17 protein-coding genes, 1 tRNA gene and 1 other RNA gene are annotated in these 18716 nt (G+C 56.4%); 1 reads left to right on the forward strand and 18 read right to left on the reverse strand.

Features of this window, described 5'->3' with window-relative positions; genetic code table 11:
• Positions 1-55: 55 nt before the first annotated feature.
• From queA to Q7U76_02465, 15 genes are all read right to left on the reverse strand, one after another.
• Positions 56-1075 carry a tRNA preQ1(34) S-adenosylmethionine ribosyltransferase-isomerase QueA gene (gene queA / locus Q7U76_02395; protein MDO8355227.1) on the reverse strand — a complete coding sequence of 340 codons (1020 nt, stop codon included), beginning with the start codon at positions 1073-1075 and terminating at the stop codon, positions 56-58.
• Complete coding sequence (locus Q7U76_02400) at positions 1075-2304, reverse strand: SpoIID/LytB domain-containing protein (GenBank protein ID MDO8355228.1); 1230 nt, start codon at positions 2302-2304, stop codon at positions 1075-1077. Before Q7U76_02400 ends, queA begins: the two co-directional genes overlap by 1 nt.
• Complete coding sequence (locus tag Q7U76_02405) at positions 2286-2540, reverse strand: DUF2905 domain-containing protein (GenBank protein MDO8355229.1); 255 nt, start codon at positions 2538-2540, stop codon at positions 2286-2288. Before Q7U76_02405 ends, Q7U76_02400 begins: the two co-directional genes overlap by 19 nt.
• Positions 2540-3556 carry an aspartate-semialdehyde dehydrogenase gene (locus tag Q7U76_02410; protein ID MDO8355230.1) on the reverse strand — a complete coding sequence of 339 codons (1017 nt, stop codon included), beginning with the start codon at positions 3554-3556 and terminating at the stop codon, positions 2540-2542. The genes Q7U76_02405 and Q7U76_02410 overlap by 1 nt, the downstream gene beginning before the upstream one ends.
• Positions 3557-3574: 18 nt before the next feature.
• Positions 3575-4780, reverse strand: a complete 1206-nt coding sequence (locus Q7U76_02415; protein MDO8355231.1) for an SMP-30/gluconolactonase/LRE family protein — start codon at positions 4778-4780, stop codon at positions 3575-3577.
• A 17-nt stretch (positions 4781-4797) separates the two neighbouring features.
• Positions 4798-5871, reverse strand: coding sequence for a 3-isopropylmalate dehydrogenase (leuB, locus tag Q7U76_02420; GenBank protein MDO8355232.1), 1074 nt, complete (start codon positions 5869-5871; stop codon positions 4798-4800).
• 41 nt (positions 5872-5912) lie between these two features.
• Positions 5913-6275 carry a cupin domain-containing protein gene (locus tag Q7U76_02425; protein ID MDO8355233.1) on the reverse strand — a complete coding sequence of 121 codons (363 nt, stop codon included), beginning with the start codon at positions 6273-6275 and terminating at the stop codon, positions 5913-5915.
• 72 nt (positions 6276-6347) lie between these two features.
• On the reverse strand, positions 6348-7895 hold the full coding sequence (locus Q7U76_02430; GenBank protein MDO8355234.1) for a 2-isopropylmalate synthase: 1548 nt from the start codon (positions 7893-7895) through the stop codon (positions 6348-6350).
• 419 nt (positions 7896-8314) lie between these two features.
• Entirely contained in the window at positions 8315-9106 is a 792-nt protein-coding gene (pssA, locus tag Q7U76_02435) for a CDP-diacylglycerol--serine O-phosphatidyltransferase (GenBank protein ID MDO8355235.1), read from the reverse strand.
• Positions 9103-9753 (reverse strand): phosphatidylserine decarboxylase family protein, encoded by a 651-nt coding sequence (locus Q7U76_02440; GenBank protein MDO8355236.1) that lies wholly within the window; start codon positions 9751-9753, stop codon positions 9103-9105. The genes pssA and Q7U76_02440 overlap by 4 nt, the downstream gene beginning before the upstream one ends.
• Before the next feature lie 18 nt (positions 9754-9771).
• The gene (ilvC, locus tag Q7U76_02445) at positions 9772-10785 is read right to left on the reverse strand and encodes a ketol-acid reductoisomerase (protein ID MDO8355237.1); all 1014 of its coding nucleotides are present in this window, start codon (positions 10783-10785) and stop codon (positions 9772-9774) included.
• Between the two features lie 64 nt (positions 10786-10849).
• Positions 10850-11368, reverse strand: a complete 519-nt coding sequence (gene ilvN, locus Q7U76_02450; GenBank protein ID MDO8355238.1) for an acetolactate synthase small subunit — start codon at positions 11366-11368, stop codon at positions 10850-10852.
• Between the two features lie 24 nt (positions 11369-11392).
• Positions 11393-13168, reverse strand: coding sequence for a biosynthetic-type acetolactate synthase large subunit (gene ilvB / locus Q7U76_02455; protein MDO8355239.1), 1776 nt, complete (start codon positions 13166-13168; stop codon positions 11393-11395).
• Positions 13169-13689: 521 nt separating this feature from the next.
• Positions 13690-14117, reverse strand: an RNA gene (gene rnpB / locus Q7U76_02460) — RNase P RNA component class A.
• 99 nt (positions 14118-14216) lie between these two features.
• On the reverse strand, positions 14217-15080 hold the full coding sequence (locus Q7U76_02465; protein MDO8355240.1) for a M48 family metalloprotease: 864 nt from the start codon (positions 15078-15080) through the stop codon (positions 14217-14219).
• 113 nt (positions 15081-15193) lie between these two features.
• Here Q7U76_02465 and rnhC point away from each other — a divergent pair, with 113 nt between their 5' ends.
• Positions 15194-15856: a ribonuclease HIII gene (gene rnhC / locus Q7U76_02470; protein MDO8355241.1), complete on the forward strand. Its 663-nt coding sequence runs from the start codon at positions 15194-15196 to the stop codon at positions 15854-15856.
• Here rnhC and Q7U76_02475 read toward each other — a convergent pair.
• From Q7U76_02475 to rpoD, 3 genes are all read right to left on the reverse strand, one after another.
• Positions 15853-16629 carry a C4-type zinc ribbon domain-containing protein gene (locus tag Q7U76_02475; protein MDO8355242.1) on the reverse strand — a complete coding sequence of 259 codons (777 nt, stop codon included), beginning with the start codon at positions 16627-16629 and terminating at the stop codon, positions 15853-15855. The genes rnhC and Q7U76_02475 overlap by 4 nt on opposite strands.
• 61 nt (positions 16630-16690) lie before the next feature.
• A tRNA-Ile gene (locus Q7U76_02480) sits at positions 16691-16767 on the reverse strand.
• 102 nt (positions 16768-16869) lie between these two features.
• Entirely contained in the window at positions 16870-18714 is a 1845-nt protein-coding gene (gene rpoD / locus Q7U76_02485) for an RNA polymerase sigma factor RpoD (GenBank protein MDO8355243.1), read from the reverse strand.
• Positions 18715-18716 lie beyond the last annotated feature (2 nt).

Raw genomic sequence — 18716 nt, forward strand, 5'->3', positions numbered from 1 at the left:
ACGTTTCCTCGCGACACCTCTTTCCACTAGCCGCTTGCCCATCGCCCCTCACCGCCTACACAATCAGCATCGCATCGCCATAACTGTAAAAACGATACCGCTCGCGAACTGCCTCGGCATAGGCCTCTCGAAGAAATTCCGTCCCGGCCAACGCGGAAACCAGCATCAACAATGTGGTGCGCGGCAGGTGAAAATTCGTGAAGAGCGCGTCGATCACCTTGAATGAATACCCTGGCGTCATGAAGATGTCCGTCTCGCCTCGATAGGGCCTGACCTGGCCGTCAGCACGAGCCGCCGTTTCGAGCGCACGCACCGCGGTAGTCCCGACCGCGACGATCCGTCCACCAGCCGCCCGCGCATGTTCGATGGCACGAACCGCCTCTGCCCCAACCTCGATCCATTCTGCGCCCATCTGATGGTCTTCGATGTGATCGACCTTCACCGGCTTGAAGGTTCCGATACCGACATGGAGCGTGACGCTCGTGAGACCGATTCCTCGCCGTTGCAGCCTTGCCAGCAACTCCTCGGTAAAATGGAGCCCGGCCGTCGGTGCGGCAATCGCACCTTCATGTTGCGCAAACAGCGTTTGGTACCATTCCCGATCTTGATCAGTCGGTGCTCGTTTTAAATAGGGCGGAAGCGGCATTCGGCCATGCTCCCGTAACCATTCAACGAACGGAACCGGACTCTCCACCCGCACCGTGGTTCTGGCCGAGCCACGCTCGATCACCACCGCAGAGGCCGCTGCATCCATCTCGATGGTCTGTCCTGGACGAAACGTTCCCTTGATCAACACTTCCCATGTCGCATCCCCAAGATCTTTCACAAAAAGGATCTCGACCTCCGCACTGGAAGGACGCTTCCGTCCAACCACGCGCGCGGCCAACACCTTCGTATTGTTGACCACGAGGAGATCGCCGGGCTGAAGCAGCTCAGGCAAGTCGTCAACGCGTCGATGGGCAAGCGACTGTGTGTGCGGCTGCAGAACGAGCAGCCTCGCATGATCGCGTGGAAGAACCGGATGCGTCGCAATCAACGAGGAGTCGAACGGAAAGTCGAACTCGGAGAGCTGCATCAGGAAGACGGCGGGGTCGGAGGTTTAGTCAACGTCATATTCTGCAATTCCGTGCCGGGGTAGTAATACCGAAGAATCGTCGAGAAGGGGTACCCCAGCTCGGCCAGTTCTTTTGCGCCCCACTGACACATGCCGACGGCGTGCCCTGCACCAAATCCCGACAACACCACCTCTCGCCCGATCGACTCGATGGCAAACTGCGTACTGGGGATAATGGTGTAGCCGACCGCTTTCCGCAACTCTTCGCCTCGAAGGATGAGCTCCCCCCCGGAGTGCAGGATGCGCAGCGTCGCGACTCGCCCTCCGCGGCTGAATGAAAGCGGGGTCATCGTCGCAATCGTTCCCACGGAAAATCCCTGCTGCCGCAAGTTCTGTTCAAGAGTATCGACTTTGAAGGAGGATTTCCATTGATAGTAGGGCGAGGCAAGGTCAAAGGGACATTCTACGCCCTTCAGATAGGGATACTCCTTGGACCACACATTCATGGCATCTTCTGTCAGTCCGGCCGCCGTCGATGAGAACGCAGCATAGATCGGCGCATCCTCATAGGTGACGACAAGCCCGCGAGTGTCTTCGACTGCGCGAAGAATCCCGGCATCAACCCCCTGCTTGCCCCGATAGACTTGGTCTTGCACCGTCGCCGCCACGTCGTAGTCGCGTGTCGCGCTCAACATCTGTTGATAGAGCGCATAGGTTCGAGCCGCGACCGCCTGGGCCTTCAGCATCTCAGGATGCCAGGCCGAACTGACCTCTGCTGGCACGACCCCTTTCACGTATTCTTCAAAATCGACCCGGTTGATAACGAGAAACCCTTTCCCTTTCCGCACAAGGTGAATAAGGCCACCCACCGAGATCGCCACGCCGGAATCGCCAGAGGATACCGCCGCCCCGTGAGACTTCCTGGTAGGCCGCGGGAAGGTCAACGTGAGGCCTTGTTCTCCACCCTGCAGCGTCAACCGCTCCGTCGGCACAGGGACGCCGTTCAAAAGGAAGCCATGCTCCCCGACTTGAACATGGACCAACGTGCGCAGCGTCTGGCTATGCCCTTTGGCATCCGTCACCCACAGAGGGCGGTCTGCACGGACATCGAACTGTGAGACATTCGCTGACAACAGGACACGAATCGACTGCGCAGCCTCCGTGGCAGAGGACAGGCCGAGAAGACAGGCTCCGACCGCGATAGCCTGGCACAATGCACCCTTGAATGACTTCACCGACGAAATATCCATGATACGAGAAAGAATACCAGACTCAGAAGGATGCTGAGGAGCAGACTGGTCGCGAGGGGAAACGAGAAGCTGAAGTTGTCTCGCCGAATGGAGATGTCCCCGGGCAACTTCCCGAACCATCCCAAGAGACTCCCAGCTCCAGGAACAGGATCGATGATCAACAGCAACAGACCGGCCAAGGCGATGCACAGCCCTACGATCACGAGGACTTTCCCGAGACTCCCCCACTCAGCCATCAGCCTTTGGCCAAATGCTCAGCGATTTGCACCGCATTGAGAGCGGCCCCTTTACGCAAATTATCCGCCACCACCCACAGATTGAGACCGTTCGAGATCGACTCATCTTCACGAATGCGGCCGACATAGACCTCGTCCTTCCCCGCAACCTCCAACGGCATGGGGTAGATCTGATGGGCCGGATCGTCATACAGCAACACGCCTGGCGCCGTCGACAGAATGGCGCGGGCCTCGTTCACCGACAGTTTTTTCTCAGTCTCAATATTGATGGCTTCCGAATGCCCGACATACACCGGAACCCGCACCGTCGTCGCCGTCACCTGAATCGACTGATCGCCCATGATCTTTCTCGTCTCATGGAGCATCTTCATCTCTTCTTTTGTATAGCCTGACGGAAGAAAGTCATCGATCTGCGGCAAGCAGTTGAAGGCGATCTGAAAAGGATAGACCTTGGGACTCGCCTCTTTGAAGCTCAACAGGTCTTGGCACTCCGTCATCAACTCATCCATGGCATCCTTCCCCGTGCCGGACACGGATTGAAAGGTCGTCACGACAATTCGTTTAATCCTGGCCCGATCATGGAGGGGTTTCAAGGCCACGACCATTTGAATCGTGGAACAGTTCGGATTGGCAATGATGCCCTTATGCCGTGGGATATCGTGCGGGTTCACCTCAGGCACCACCAGCGGCACCTCAAGAGTCATCCGCCAGGCTGCGCTGTTATCGATCACCACCGCACCGGCCTTCACCGCAATCGGCGCGAACTCTCGGCTGAGCTCCGCCCCGGCAGAAAAGAGCGCGATGTCCACGCCGGCAAACGAATCCTTCGTCAAGACTTCAATCGGGATCTCCTTCTCTTGGAATGTCACCGTGCCGCCGGCAGAACGAGCCGATGCAAGAGGGACCAGCCGTGAGACGGGAAACTCTCGCTCCTCTAGCACCTCGATCATTTCAGTCCCGACTGCCCCGGTCGCACCGACAATCGCCACCACATACCCTGATTGTTTCTTTTTCATTCTGAGCCTCGATCCTGCCTACAGCGCGATCTCGCGAATACGATGATTGAACGTATCGGCCACGAACAGATACCCCGCACGAGCCATCACGATTCCAAACGGGTAACTCAAGCTGGCGTCGAGAGCCGCGCGATCGTCGCCCCCATAGCTTGCCACACCAACACCGGCAATGCGCGTAATACGTCCGGTCGCGCGATCCCATCGGCGGACCAGATGGTTGTCCGAATCGGTAAAAAACAGGTTCCCCGCTTCGTCCAACACGATTCCGGATGGCCGTGACAGACTGCGGCTGGGCGGCTCATCCGGCCCCTGATACTTATACTCTCCACCGTCACCCGCCACGGTGCTGATGAGGCCAGTGCCGAGATCGACCGCTCGAATCCTTCCACTAAAGCTATCGGCAATGACTAACGTGCCATCTGCCGTCAGCGCCAACCCGCCGGGACCGGCCAGACCGGTTTCGGTGGCAGCCATGCCGTCTCCATTGTACGCAGCCGTTCCCATCCCCGCGACCGTACGAATCACTCCGGTCGCGAGATCGACCGCCCTCACGCGATTATTATTCTGATCGGCAATGTAGAGGTAGCCTGCATCACTCACGGCCAAGGCAACCGGTTCATTCAAGCCGGCCTCCACGGCTAATCCCCCGTCTCCGGAATATCGAGGTTGTCCAAGGCCCGCGACCGTCGTGATCACACCCGTCACCGCATCCACACGCCGCACTCGATGGTTCAGCGTATCGGCAATATAGAGATGCCCTCTCCGATCGACCACCACCGCTGTCGGAAAATTCAACAGGGCGTGATCGGCCGGGCCGCCGTCTCCGCTGAAACGTTTTGCCTGCGCCGTGCCAGCCACGACATACCGAACGGTCCCGCTCAAGTCGGTCTGTTGCGTGAACGCATGCGAATGGACGGCGTCGCTTTCGGCAAAAGGATCGGCGCTCGATCCTTCCGCTGCTGGAGGGGGCGGAACTGGCGCAGCCTCCGGTCCAACGCCCTGGACGCAGCCCGCAACCGTCCTGATGCAGCCGGTCTTTCTGTCGATCCTCCGAATGACATGATTCTCAGAGTCGGCAATGAACAAGTTCCCCTCTCCATCGAGAGTCAGACTCTTGGGTTCATTGAGGCAGGCCGCGAGGGCCGCGGCTCCGTCACCGGACCAGCCAGGCTCTCCGGTGCCGGCGAGGGTTCGAATCAATCCAACGTTGAGGTGTACAGTCATCGAGTCCACAAGCCTGGCTAGTTCAGGTTTCGCAAGATCGCCTCACCCATTTCCGTCGTACTGACGAGACGGGTCCCCTGGCTATGAATATCTTTGGTGCGATAACCAAGTTCGAGAGTTTTCACGATCGCCTGCTCGATGGCTGCCGCTTCCTGATCCAGCCTGAACCCATACGACAGCATCATGGCCGCCGAGGCAATCGTCGCGATGGGATTCGCGACATTCTTTCCGGCAATGTCCGGCGCGCTGCCGTGAATCGGTTCGAACAGCCCGACCTGCGCACCGATACTGGCCGACGGCAACATGCCGATGGAGCCGGTTAACATGGCCGCTTCATCGCTCAGAATATCGCCGAAGATATTATTGCAGAGCATCACATCGAACTGACGCGGGTTGCGGACAAGCTGCATCGCGGCGTTGTCGACATAGATATGGCTCAGCTCCACATCCTGATAACCCTTATGGGTCTCGATGACGACTCGACGCCAGAGTTCGGACGACTCCAGCACGTTCGCTTTGTCAACGGACATCACTTTGCTCCGACGTTTTCTCGCCGCTTCGAACGCCACTTTCGCGATGCGCGCGATTTCTTCAGTCGTATAGACCTCGGTGTTGAACCCTCGTTCGCTCCCGTTCGGCAGCTTCTCGATACCTTTCGGCTTCCCGAAATAAATGCCGCCCGTCAGTTCCCGGATGACGAGGATGTCGATGCCCTCGATGACCTCGCGTTTGAGCGTGGAGGCATCGGCCAACATCGGGTACAACTTCGCCGGCCGCAAATTCGCATAGAGGCCCAGGTGTTCCCGCAAACCCAGCAGCGCGCGTTCCGGCCGCAAACTGTATTCCAGCCCTTCCCACTTGGGGCCGCCGACTGCACCGAGCAAGACGGCATCGCTCTGTTTGGCCAGAGTCAACGTCTCCTGTGGAAGCGGGACGCCGACTTTGTCGATGGCCTGGCCACCGACATCGCCGGACACGAACTCGAACTGATGCTGGAACTTCTCAGCTATGGCCTTCAGCACCTTCACGGCTTCAGGAACGATCTCTCGGCCTACTCCATCGCCAGCTAATACCGCAATCTTCGCCTTCACAGAGCACTCTCCCTCGTTACGCGTGATGAACGCATCAGCCTCTATTCCAGAACTTCTTCATCCTCTAGCCGCCAAGCGGGATCGACCAGGCAAAGAAACTCGATGGCAGTGGATCCACTATTCTCTAACGACTGCCTAGCCCCTGGAGGCACATACACAGTGGCGCCGGCTTCAACTGCGACAGCCGAATCGTCCACCGTCAATATTCCTCGACCGGCGATGATGTAGTAGACCTCGGACGAGGTCAGCCTGTGCCATTTCGACCGACCGCCTGGAGCCAAGGTTCCATGCGCCAGGCTATACCCAAGTGTGAGCGGCTGCTTCGCCGGATGCAGAAGCTCGCGGAGGACGGTGTGATCGCCGGCCAGAAACTCCGGCCGATCCCCCAGGGTGACATGAACCACCGCGCACCTCACAGCCAACGAAAAAGTCCCGCCTCCAGGCCGGAGCCGGTGACTTTACCGTGGCCACTTTCCTTAAATCAAGTTCACCTTCTGCTCGCCCTGCGCCTGCTTTCCCGCCAAATACAATAGCTTGTTCAACGCGTTGAGATAGGCACGGGCGGACGCCATGATGATGTCTGTATCCGCTCCATGGCCCGATACGGTGCGCCCATCCTCTTGAACCTTGACCGAGACTTCACCCTGAGCATCGGTCCCCCCCGTGATCGCCTTCACGACATACATGAGGAGCGTGCTCTTCGTCTGCGTGATCGCGGCAATGGTCCGATAGACGGCATCCACGGGCCCATCGCCTGTCCCCGTCTGAACGATCGTTCGTCCGTCGATCTCAAGTTCGACCGTCGCGGTCGGTACTTGATCCGTTCCGCTGGCCGCATGGAACGACTTCAAGGTGATCCGATCGGCCATTTTGATCAACTCTTCGGAGACAATCACTTCGAGATCCTCTTCGTAGATCTCCTTCTTCTGGTCGGCCAGCTTCTTGAACCGCTCGAACGCGTGGTTCACCTCTTCGTCCGAGAGCGTATAGCCCAGCTCTACCAGTCTCTGGCGAAACGCATGCCGTCCTGAAAGCTTCCCCATGACCATCTTGCCCTCGACCAGCCCGATCGTCTCCGGCTTCATAATTTCATAGGTCGTCTTGTCCTTCAGCAGCCCGTCCTGGTGAATGCCGGACGTATGGGCAAAGGCATTCGCCCCGACGATCGCCTTATTCGGCTGCACCACCATGCCGGTGATCTTGCTGACCAATCGGCTGGTCTTCGAAATCTCTTCGGTATGAATCTTCGTGTCGGCTTGATAGAAGTCTTTCCTGGTCCTGAGTCCCATGACGATTTCTTCCAACGCCGTATTCCCTGCCCGCTCACCGATCCCATTGATCGTGCACTCGACCTGGCCCGCTCCTTCGAACACCGCAGCCAAACTATTCCCCACTGCAAGGCCGAGGTCGTTGTGGCAATGGACTGAGATCACCGCCTTCGCACTGTTGGACACCTGCTCGCGAATACCTCGAATAAGCCGTCCAAACTCTTGTGGCACCGCATAACCGACCGTATCGGGAATATTGATCGTCCCGGCTCCTGCGGCAATCACCGCTTCAATGACCTCATAGAGATAGGCGGGATCGGAGCGACTGGCATCCATAGGAGAAAACTCCACATCGTCGACATAGCCCCTCGCTCGTTGTACCATCTCCACCGCGCGCTTCTTCGCCTCGTCTCGCGTCATGCGAAACTGATGTTTCAAGTGAATATCCGACGTCGAGAGAAACGTATGAATGCGGACCTTTGGCGCCCCCTTTAAGGCCTCCCAGGCTCGATCGATATCCTCTGGGCGTGCTCGCGCCAAGCTACAAATCGTCGGCCCCTCCACCTCCTGCGCGATCCGCCGCACCGCTTCAAAATCTCCGGGCGAACTGTATGCAAATCCGGCTTCGATGATATCGACCCCTAACCGCGCCAGCTGCTTCGCCACCATGATCTTCTCTTCTACATTCATGCTGGCGCCGGGAGATTGCTCTCCGTCACGCAAGGTCGTATCGAAAATTTTGATTATCCTGGTCATGACTTCACCTCTCTTCTCTGGTGAGATTGCTCAAAATACTTTTCCCGCAAGGCCGCAGGAAGCGGGACGACTGAGGCGTACCCGTAGGGTACGTCGCAGGGAGGCACGCGACCGAGAACGCTGAGGGAAAGCATTTTCAGCAATCTCAAATAAAAAAACCTCCATCCCTACGCCCAGGGACGGAGGCTTGAGAAGCTCCGTGGTACCACCCTGATTTAGCCATGAACAACGCGCTCGCTGCTCACGACCCTTCATTGCGCCCGGTCACGGGGGCGAAACGGAATCCATTACTCGGGTTTCACGGATTCTGGCTCAGAGGCGAGTTCGGCGCCGCACAGGCTGGTTTGCACCATTCACCAGCTCTCTCACTGCTATGCGAATCGCGTACTACTCCTCGTCGCAGCCACGAACAATTCAATTCAGACTGACTGCTCGGTCTTGGCCGGTGAACGCTTCCCGGACATTTTTGCAACAAGCCCGACGAGCCGTTCTGCCGGACCGAGCAAGGCATACCCGGCGAATATGACAAACAACATGACCGGGGGCCAGGCGGCGACGAGCATGAGTGCGAGAATTCCCCACACGAGATACGTAATGTGCCGCCCGCCGCGAAACTTCAGATCTTTAAAGCTTCGATACTTAATGGTGCTGACCATCAAGAATGAAAGAGTCAGGGTCACAATCAGGACCAGAAGAGGCTTCACTTCCGTACCAATCCTGACGCTATAGTGATCGAAAATCACGAGTGAAGCCACGACCCCCGCCGCCGCAGGAATGGCGAGCCCGGTAAAATACTTGCCGTCCGACGTAGCGACAGTCGAATTAAATCGAGCCAACCGAACTGCCCCCATCGCGACATAGGCAAACATCACCGCAATACCAAATGTCCCCTGTCCGCTCAGGGCCCAAGAGTAAATCAAGAGGCCGGGGGCGACTCCGAACGACACCACGTCTGACAACGAGTCGTATTCGAGACCGAAATGGCTGGTGCTGTTCGTTAACCGCGCCGACTTTCCATCAAGCACGTCGAAGATCATAGCCACCAGAATGGCGACGGCTGCGACCATGTAGTTCGCATTGAACACCGATAATATCGAAAAGACACCGCAGAGCAGATTCCCTGTCGTGAACAGATTCGGAATCAGGTGCATGGCGGCCTTACGCCGTTTCCCATCTCTGCCGAATGATTGACGCAGCGCAGTAGTTTTCATGGCAATTCTCCCAAGATGGTTTGGCCACCTTTGACTCGATCGCCGACTGCAACTTTCAGAACCGTCCCGAGAGGAAGAAACGTATCCATCCGCGATCCGAATCGAATCAGCCCAAACCGCTCACCGAGTATGGCCCGATCCCCGGCTGAAATCCAACAGACAATCCGCCTGGCAATTAATCCGGCCACCTGCACACAAAGCACCTTTGCGCCCTGAGCCGTCCGAATCATTAACGCATTTTGTTCGTTTCGCAACGTGGCATCAGGTCTGCTGGCCACGAGAAACAAACCCGGCTGATACTGCACCTCCTCGACGACCCCTTCGCAGGGAATCCGATTAATATGCACATCGAATACGTTCAAGAAGATGGTGACGCGGATGCTGCGATCCTTGATGAATCGAGGTTCGAACTCCTCTTCGATGGCGATGACTTTTCCGTCACCGGATGCCACGAGGAGACGAGGCCCCTGAGGGATCACTCGATGGGGGTTGCGGAAAAACCAGGCGACAAACAGCGTCAGAATCGCCCCACCCACCGCGATGAAAGCCCAACCAAGCATTCCTGCTAGCAGTGTAACGCCAACAGCAGCCCCGATGAAGGGAATTCCTTCTTTGGCAAACGGGATGCCGACGGCACGATCTGCCACAAAGACCTCAATTCTTTCTTAGTTTTTGTTTTTATCGACCAGTTGGTCTTTCTTCAGCCAGGGCATCATCGCCCGCAGCCGTCCCCCGACCTCTTCGATCGGATGGGCTTCACCCTTCGCCAGCAATGCATTGTAGACCGGACGGTTGGCCTGGTTCTCCAGGATCCATTCTCTGGCAAACTTGCCATCCTGGATTTCGCCTAAAATCTTCTTCATCTCCTGCTTCGTCTGCTCCGTCACAATCCTGGGGCCGCGGGTAATATCTCCAAACTTGGCCGTCGTGCTGATGGAATAGCGCATGTTGGCAATCCCGCCCTGGTGGATCAGGTCCACGATCAATTTCACTTCATGCAGGCACTCGAAATAGGCCATTTCAGGCGAATACCCGGCTTCCACCAACGTTTCATACCCGGCCTGAATCAGAGAGGTCAGCCCCCCGCAGAGCACCACTTGCTCGCCGAATAGGTCCGTCTCGGTTTCCTCTCGAAAATTTGTTTCGATCACACCTGCCCGCCCGCCCCCGATGGCGCTGGCATAGGCAAGGCCAATCTGTTTGGTCATTCCACTTGGGTCCTGATGGATCGCGAGCAAGCAGGGCACCCCACTGCCTTTTGCATATTCCGATCGAACAAGATGGCCAGGCCCTTTGGGCGCGACCATGAATACATTGGTTGTAGCCGGTGGCACGATCTGTCCGAAATGAATGTTGAAGCCATGGCCGAACGCGAGATAAGAGCCCGGTTTCAGATTCGGGGCAATATCCTGCCGGTAGATGGCCGCCTGCGCTTCGTCCGGCGCAAGAATCATCACGACATCGGATGCCTTCACGGCATCGGCCACCGGCATGACTTTTAGCCCGCTTTGCTCCGCCTTCTTCCAGGAAGCGCCTTCGCGCAACCCGATGACCACACTCACACCGCTCTCCTTCATGTTGAGCGCATGGGCGTGTCCCTGGCTCCCGTACCCGATCACGGCGACTTTCTTGTTCTTGATCTGTTGAATATCGGCATCTTTATCGTAGTAAATCTTCATCGCTCACTCCTTGGGTAATAGTCGTATCAGGAAACTGATGGGACGATTGGGTCCGAGGTGACGCCTATTCGCGGGCAACTTTTTTCGTCTGCAGGCTCGTCGAGCGAATCGACTCACGGGCGACCGCGACCCGTCCGGTCCTGGTGAGCTCTTTGATGCCGAGTGGTTGCAGCAGGTTGATGATCGCTTCGATCTTGTGAGGATCCCCGGTCACTTCAATCGTGTAGGTTGCCGGTGTGGAGTCGATGACATTGGCCCGGAAAATATCGGCAATCCGTAACGCTTCTGCGCGATCTTCCGGCCGCGTATGCACTTTGATGAGTGCAGTCTCCCGCGAGACAAAATCGCTCTCATTCAAATCCACGACCTTGATGACGTCGATCAGTTTGTTGAGCTGTTTCACGATCTGTTCGATGATCCGATCGTCTCCGGAGGTGACGATGGTCATCTGCGACATGGACGGATCGAGCGTCGGCGCCACGGAGAGACTTTCGATGTTGAACCCACGACCGCTGAACAAGCCGGCGACGCGAGACAGCGAGCCAAACTTATTCTCTACCGTTATCGAAATAATGTGTTCCATACCCAATCTGTACTCCGACACCGTTTAGGCCGTGAGGATCGTGTCCGAATCCTTCGGCGTCACTTGCCCGGATCCTGCCTGCTTACTTTTCAAGGCTGGAGGATCTTCCAGGAGCATCTCATGATTACAACCGCCGGCGGGGATCATCGGATAGACGTTCTCATATCGATACGTCGGCACATCGACGATCACCGGCTTGTTCACGGCAATCGCTGCCTTCAAGACATCATCGATTTCAGAAGGCTTACTGGCCCGAAGACCGACAGCTCCGTAGGCTTCCGCCAACTTCACAAAGTCCGGCGTTGTTTCCAGATCGCTCGACGCATACCGTCCTTCGTAGAAAAGATCCTGCCATTGACGGACCATTCCATGAAACCGGTTATTGAGCACGATAATCTTCACCGGCAACTTATGCACGACGGCTGTCGCCATTTCCTGCATATTCATCTGGATACTGCCGTCGCCAGCGATACAGAGCACCAACCGGCCTGGGAATGCCGCCTGCGCCCCCATGGCGGCAGGAAACCCGAACCCCATGGTCCCAAGCCCCCCCGAAGTCAACCAGCGGTTCGGCTTGGCCAACTTAAAATACTGGGCGGCCCACATCTGATGTTGCCCCACATCAGTCGACACAATCGGGTCCAGATCTTTTGTCAGTTCATAGAGCCGCTTGATCACGTACTGCGGTTTGGTCGGACCATCAGCGGCCTGTTGATAGGCAAGAGGATTGGCCTGTTGCCATTCACGAAGCTGATTCCACCAAGGCTTGCGCAATTCGCGTTGATCGCCGTTCACCGTGGCACGAAGAATCTGGAGTAACTCGCGAAGCACGGTCTTACAATCGCCAACGATCGGGATATCGACATTCACATTCTTCCGAATCGAGGTCGGATCGATATCGATGTGGATGACCTTGGCATGCGGGCAAAACTCAGAAACCTTTCCCGTCACACGATCATCAAACCGTGCCCCAATGGCCACAACCAGATCGGAATAATGCATCGCCATATTCGCACAATAGGTGCCATGCATGCCCAACATACCCAGGGACTGAGGGTGCTCGCCAGGGAAAGCCCCGAGACCCATCAAGGTCATGTCGACCGGCATATGGGTCAGCTCAGCCAACTCCAGTAACTCTTGTGATGCACCCGAGAAGATGACGCCGCCACCGACGTACAGGATCGGCTTCTTCGCCTTCGTCATGGCCTCAGCCGCTTGCTTAATCTGCCACTTATTGCCTTCATAGACGGGGTTATAACTGCGGATTGAGACGGAACTCGGATAGGTAAATTCCGCCTTGTCCATCGATACGTCTTTGGGAATGTCGACGAGCACCGGACCTGGACGCCCTGTCGTCGCAATGTAGAACGCTTCTTTGATCGTCGTCGCCAAATCGGCGACATTCTTCACGAGAAAGTTGTACTTGGTGCAAGGACGGCTCAAGCCGATATTGTCCGCTTCTTGGAATGCGTCATTCCCAATCAGGCTCGTCGGCACTTGCCCGGTAAAGCAGACCATCGGCACCGAATCCATGTAGGCATCAGCCAACGCCGTGATGACATTGGTCATGCCTGGCCCTGAGGTCACAAGACAGACCCCAGCCTTACCTGTTGCCTTAGCATAGCCTTCCGCCATATGGCCCGCACCCTGTTCATGACGAGTGAGGACCACCTCAATATCTTTCTGCTGGTGAAGCATGTCGAAAATCTTCAATACGACACCACCGGGAAGCGCAAAAACCGTTTTCACGCCTTCCCGCTTGAGGCATTCGATGAGGATTTCAGCACCTGTGAGCTTCATGATAGAACCTCCATCCATCCCGCCGGTGAAAACCGAACGGAGGAATCGGCACGATAGGCGGCGTTGCGGCTTATCCTAAATAGACCGGACACGAATCCCATGATAACTCAGAACGTTCTGAAAAATCAGGGATAAAGATGTATGATCCTAGCATCACATATTTCATCGCGTCAATAGTGCGGCATACCACGCCCACTGCTCGCTGACAGTCTCCCTCCCCACATGATATCGTTCAAATCATCCAGCACATGCTGTTGGCCCTGAGTCGTCACTCCATGAACATGCCAGTCCATGTGACCATTCTCTCTCGTGAAGACTGCCATCTCTGCCATGTCATCTTCCGTATCGCAGTGCATCTCCAGGCAGAGCTGAACATCACCACAAAAAAAGTGGACGTTGAGGGCGATAGCGCTTTGACGGAACGTTATGGATCGAGAGTTCCCGTCGTCCTCATCGACGAGGTCGAACACTTCTCAGGGAAAGTGACAGAGGGGGAGCTCCGTCGAGCGATAAAAAAAGCGCGGTGGAGAAGACCTATAAGCCGGATTCTGTCCCGTCTGGGATGTGGTCCCAAGCGGGGGTGATCATTTCTCTGGGATCCGAGTTGCCTCGAACCTCAAGCGACCTACCCGAAGACCTCGGCCGGGCCAGCCGGTCGCCGACTCTCCGAGGAAAGCCGACAGATGTCTTCCTATTTGGCCTTGCATCGGGCGACGCTTACCGTGCCAGTGATGTTACCACCACCGCGGTGGGCTCTTACCCCGCCGTTTCACCCTTACCTGATCCTCAGCGACAAGATTTGCACCTCATCGCCTTGGCCATCGGCGGTTTGTTCTCTGTGGTGCTGGTGTCGGATCGCTCCGCCTGGGAGTTACCCAGCGCCCTGCCCATGAAGTCCGGACTTTCCTCTAAGAGCGTTGCCGCCCCAAGCGATCACCCGGTCTTCTCCCTCGCGCGATCAGAGTATAGAAAGGGGACACCACGGATGCAAGTCCGTACCCTTATGCTCCTGCCATCCGAAGCAAACGTGTCCTGCCAGAAGACTGAATTAGCGCAGCGTCGGCAATGCCAAGGCCTGCGCAGCCTGTTTCGATTGGAAAATCCCCATCGCCTCCGGCATCCACTGTTTCAGCTGATCGATTCTGGTCTCATTACTCGGATGAGTCGACATGAACTCTGAAGGACCACCACCGCCCGACAACTGCGCCATCCGCTCCCAAAGGGACACGGACTCACGTGGATCGTACCCCGCATCGGCAGCAAGGAGAATTCCGATGTAGTCCGCTTCCGATTCATGCTTCCGACTGAACGGCAACAAGACTCCTACCTGGGCACCCGCACCAAGCGCCGCCATTGCGGCTTGAGACATCATCCCGCCGCCGCCAGCCGCTCCTGCCGCGGCTCCAGCCACCTGTAAGGCCGCATTCGTCAATTGCCCCTGGCTCATCCGTTCGGCCCCGTGACGGGCAAGCGCATGCACAACTTCATGTCCCATGACCGCTGCCAATCCAGCCTCAGTCCGTGCCACTGGGAAAATTCCTGTATAAACCGCAATCTTGCCTCCGGGTAATGCGAAGGCATTCATGGTTTTATCGTCTTTGATGACGATCACTTCCCACTGAAACTGCTGGGCCATTTCAGCATATTTTGAACGTTTCGCAGCCTCAATAATTCGTGCAGCTACCCGCTTCACTGGCTCAATCTCTCGAGGATCTTGCGACTGTCGAAGCTTGGGGTCGGTCTTCACCTGACTATAGGCCTGCGCGCCCATCTGCATTTCTTGTGGCACGGATGTGATCAGCAACTGTGACCGACCCGTATAGGGATTCGTCTCGCATCCGCTGACCGCCAGCAGTCCGAATCCCGCCACCACCAACAATCCTCTGTGCAAGAAGGACGTCCATGCCTGCATCGCACTTCCTCCTAAAAATCACCCGTCGTCTACGAGTGTAAAAATTGACCGTCCCTTGAGGCTCTGTTAGATTACCGCGCCGCAATGAAAATCTCTACTTGAGTGACAAGCCTGTGGCCACGACAACAGCAACAGCCAAGATAGAGCGGATCGGTATCGATGAGTCCGGCAAGGGAGATTATTTTGGTCCTCTCGTCATTGCCGCTGTCTTCGTCGACGCGACGACGCAGGCCGAACTAGCCCTCATGAACGTTCGGGACAGCAAGAAGATCTCCGACGGACGTATCCTCGACATGGCTCCCGATATCCGGATGATTTGCCCCCACAGCATTATCGCGATCGGCCCACAACGATACAACGAACTCTATGCGAAAATCCGGAATTTGAATCGCCTGCTGGCCTGGGGCCATGCGAAAGCGCTGGAGACATTACTGGAAAAGGTTTCCTGCAGCCGCGCGATTGCAGACCAGTTTGGCGACGAGCGACTGATTCTGAATGTGCTCCAAGAGAAAGGGCGCACCATCCTACTCGAGCAACGGCATAAAGCTGAGTCCGATCTGGCCGTGGCTGCGGCCTCGATCCTCGCCCGTGCCGAATTCCTGCTCCGATTGAAACGGCTCTCGGACGAGATCGGTACGACGCTGCCGAAAGGCGCATCACCCGCCGTTGAACTGGCCGGACGGATGATTGTGAAGAAGCATGGGGAAGAGCGCTTAGGGTCGGTCGCGAAGCTGCACTTTAAAACGACTCAGTCGGTACTGGGGAAAACGGACTAAACCGACTCGCCGATCTCAAGGATGGAGCTCTTGTCGGGATCGGGCCCCGGATGTGCCACCTCAGGAATTTGCCCATCCCAGTAGAGCATCCGACGACAATAGGGGCAGGTCTGAAGGTCTTGCGAGCGCTTCACTTCTGAAATCAGTTGCGGGGCGAGTTGCAAGCGGCACCCGGAGCAGGTTCCATCTTTAATCTCAGCGAGGGCTTGATCCTTCCCCGCCGTCTTGATCGCCGTATACCGCCTGAGCAGCCCCTTCTCGACATGAGCGGAATGGGCTTGCTGCTGTCCTTCAAGATCCGCTAGCTCAGCTGCGATCTTTTTCTCTAATTCGTCAGAGATCTTTTTCTCTTGAGTAAAGACCCTCTCGACGACGGCCAGCTTCTCTTGCGCTTCTTTGGCGGTCTGCTGCAGCTGCTCGACTTTCTCCATACAGAGCAGAATTTTCTCTTCGAAGTCGCCTTTCTTCTTGTTGGCCACCTCGATCTCAAACAGATGAGCCTGATATTCCTTGTTGGATTTCAGCTCAGACAGCCGCGATTTCATCTTTTCAGTATGGGCTTCGTGAACCTCGAGATCCTTTTCATGCGACCGCCGCTCTTTGACCACAGTCTCTAGCGCGGCATTGGTCTCCTGGAGAAGCTGCTTGGCCTCTCGAAGCGGGGTTTCAACCGCGTTGAGTCGTTCAGGAATCTTTCGACGTTGATTATTGATCTCCATGATTCGGAGATCCAACTTTTGCAGCGCGATCAGGGGGGAAAGATTATGGTTCAACGCACTCCTCTAACTGTTGTTCTGCACAACGGTCTCAATCTATTGAGTTCTATGCCCCTGCTGGTGGGCCCACTAGGACTTGAACCTAGGACCAGCTGATTATGAGTCAGCCGCTCTAACCACCTGAGCTATGGGCCCGATCAGGCGGATGACTCTGTCGCGCCTGCCCCGCAGACAACAACGGGTGATTCTAGGCTGCACAGGGAGCGGAGTCAAATCACTCGGACCCCCCACATGGCATCAGAGTGTTTCCACGAAGCTGCGAAGCTTCTTGCTCCGACTCGGGTGGCGCAGCTTACGCAAGGCCTTGGCCTCGATCTGCCGGATACGTTCGCGGGTGACTTCGAAATCCTGACCAACCTCTTCGAGGGTATGGTCGGTGGCTTCGCCGATACCGAACCGCTTCCGCAAGACCTTCTCTTCACGAGGCGTGAGTGTCTCTAGCGCACTATTGATCTGGCGCTGGAGGTCATACCGAATCGCCGCCTCCAGAGGAGACACGGCCTTCTTGTCCTCGATAAAATCGCCCAAATGGCTGTCCTCTTCCTCTCCGATCGGGGTCTCCAGCGATATCGGTTCACGCGCGATCTTCAAGATCTTCCGCACTTTGTCCAGGGGCAAATCCATGCGGTCGGCAATTTCTTCCGGCGTCGGTTCACGACCAAGCTTCTGAACCAGATGGCGAGAGGTCCGAATCAACTTATTGATCGTCTCGATCATATGCACGGGGATACGGATCGTCCTGGCTTGATCGGCGATCGCACGAGTAATCGCCTGGCGGATCCACCATGTCGCATAGGTGCTGAACTTGTAGCCGCGTTTGTACTCGAATTTATCGACCGCCTTCATCAGGCCGATATTGCCTTCCTGGATCAAGTCGAGGAACTGGAGACCGCGGTTCGTATACTTCTTGGCGATGCTGACCACGAGACGAAGATTCGCCTCCACCAGCTCGGCTTTCCCGCGCTTGACCTTTTCCTCCGCCACGTCCAGATGCTTAACTGCATCCTTAATCTCTTCCGCGGACACGAGAGCCTCTTCGGTCTCGAGCGTTCGAATCCGGCCCTTCGCCGCCTGATAGACGTTTTTAATGTCCTCAAGCGCTTCCTCGGTACAGCTCGTCTTGCGTTTGACCGCGAGAAAATCTTTCCGGTCGCGGCACAGCTTTTTCAGGGCCTCCGCTCCGGCCTCTCCGCTGATCCCAAGCCGACGCTGACAACTGACGATCTCACGCTCCGCCGTGCGAATCTGAATCGCCAACTCCCGCACACGCTGCACCATCCGATCCTTCAACACGCCATGCAGGTTGACGGACTCCATCTTCTCCACGACCTGATCGCGAATCGTATCGATCTGCTTCTTGATCTTCTTCTGTTTCGCTGGATCGCTGTTGGCCGTCCGCGCCACTTCATAGAGACTCTTCAGCGAGGTCGAGATTTTCCGGACGGAGTTCAGCCCTTCGAGGGTCTTGACTCGAAGCTCTTCGTAGTCCCGCTGGATTTGCTCTTCCTCGATTTCTTCCTCGGTCTCGACGATCGGGACGATCTCGCGCACATCGATAGTCCCGTTCTTCAGCTGATCGCGCAGCGCGAGAACGAACTCGATCGTCATCGGCATCCCATAGATGACCGACGCAATGTTGTTCTTCCCCTCTTCGATGCGTTTGGCGATCTCGATTTCCCCCTCACGGCTCAAGAGCGCCACACTGCCCATCTCTTTGAGATAGAGTCGAACCGGATCGTCTGTCCGGCTGAGTGCGCCTGGAGTTAAATCGATTTCCTTCTCGTCCTTCTCATCTTTTTCTTCCTTTTCGTTCTCATCCCCGGCACCGGATCCGGAGTCGGCCCCCTCGGCGTCATCGCTCAACTCCTCGGCATCCCGGGCCTTTTTAATCCGCTCCCCCTCCGGCGCATCGACGATCTCGATATCCATTTCGCCAAACATCGTCATGATGCTGCCGAATTGCTCGGAAGACACCACTTCTGCAGGCAACGTGCTATTCAACTCGTCGTAGGTCAAAAAGCCTTTCTCTTTTCCGATCGCGATTAGCTTTTTTACTTCGCCGAGTAACTCTTGTTTCGCCATGA

The organism is Nitrospirota bacterium (assembly GCA_030645475.1).
Classification (GTDB): domain Bacteria; phylum Nitrospirota; class Nitrospiria; order Nitrospirales; family Nitrospiraceae; genus Palsa-1315.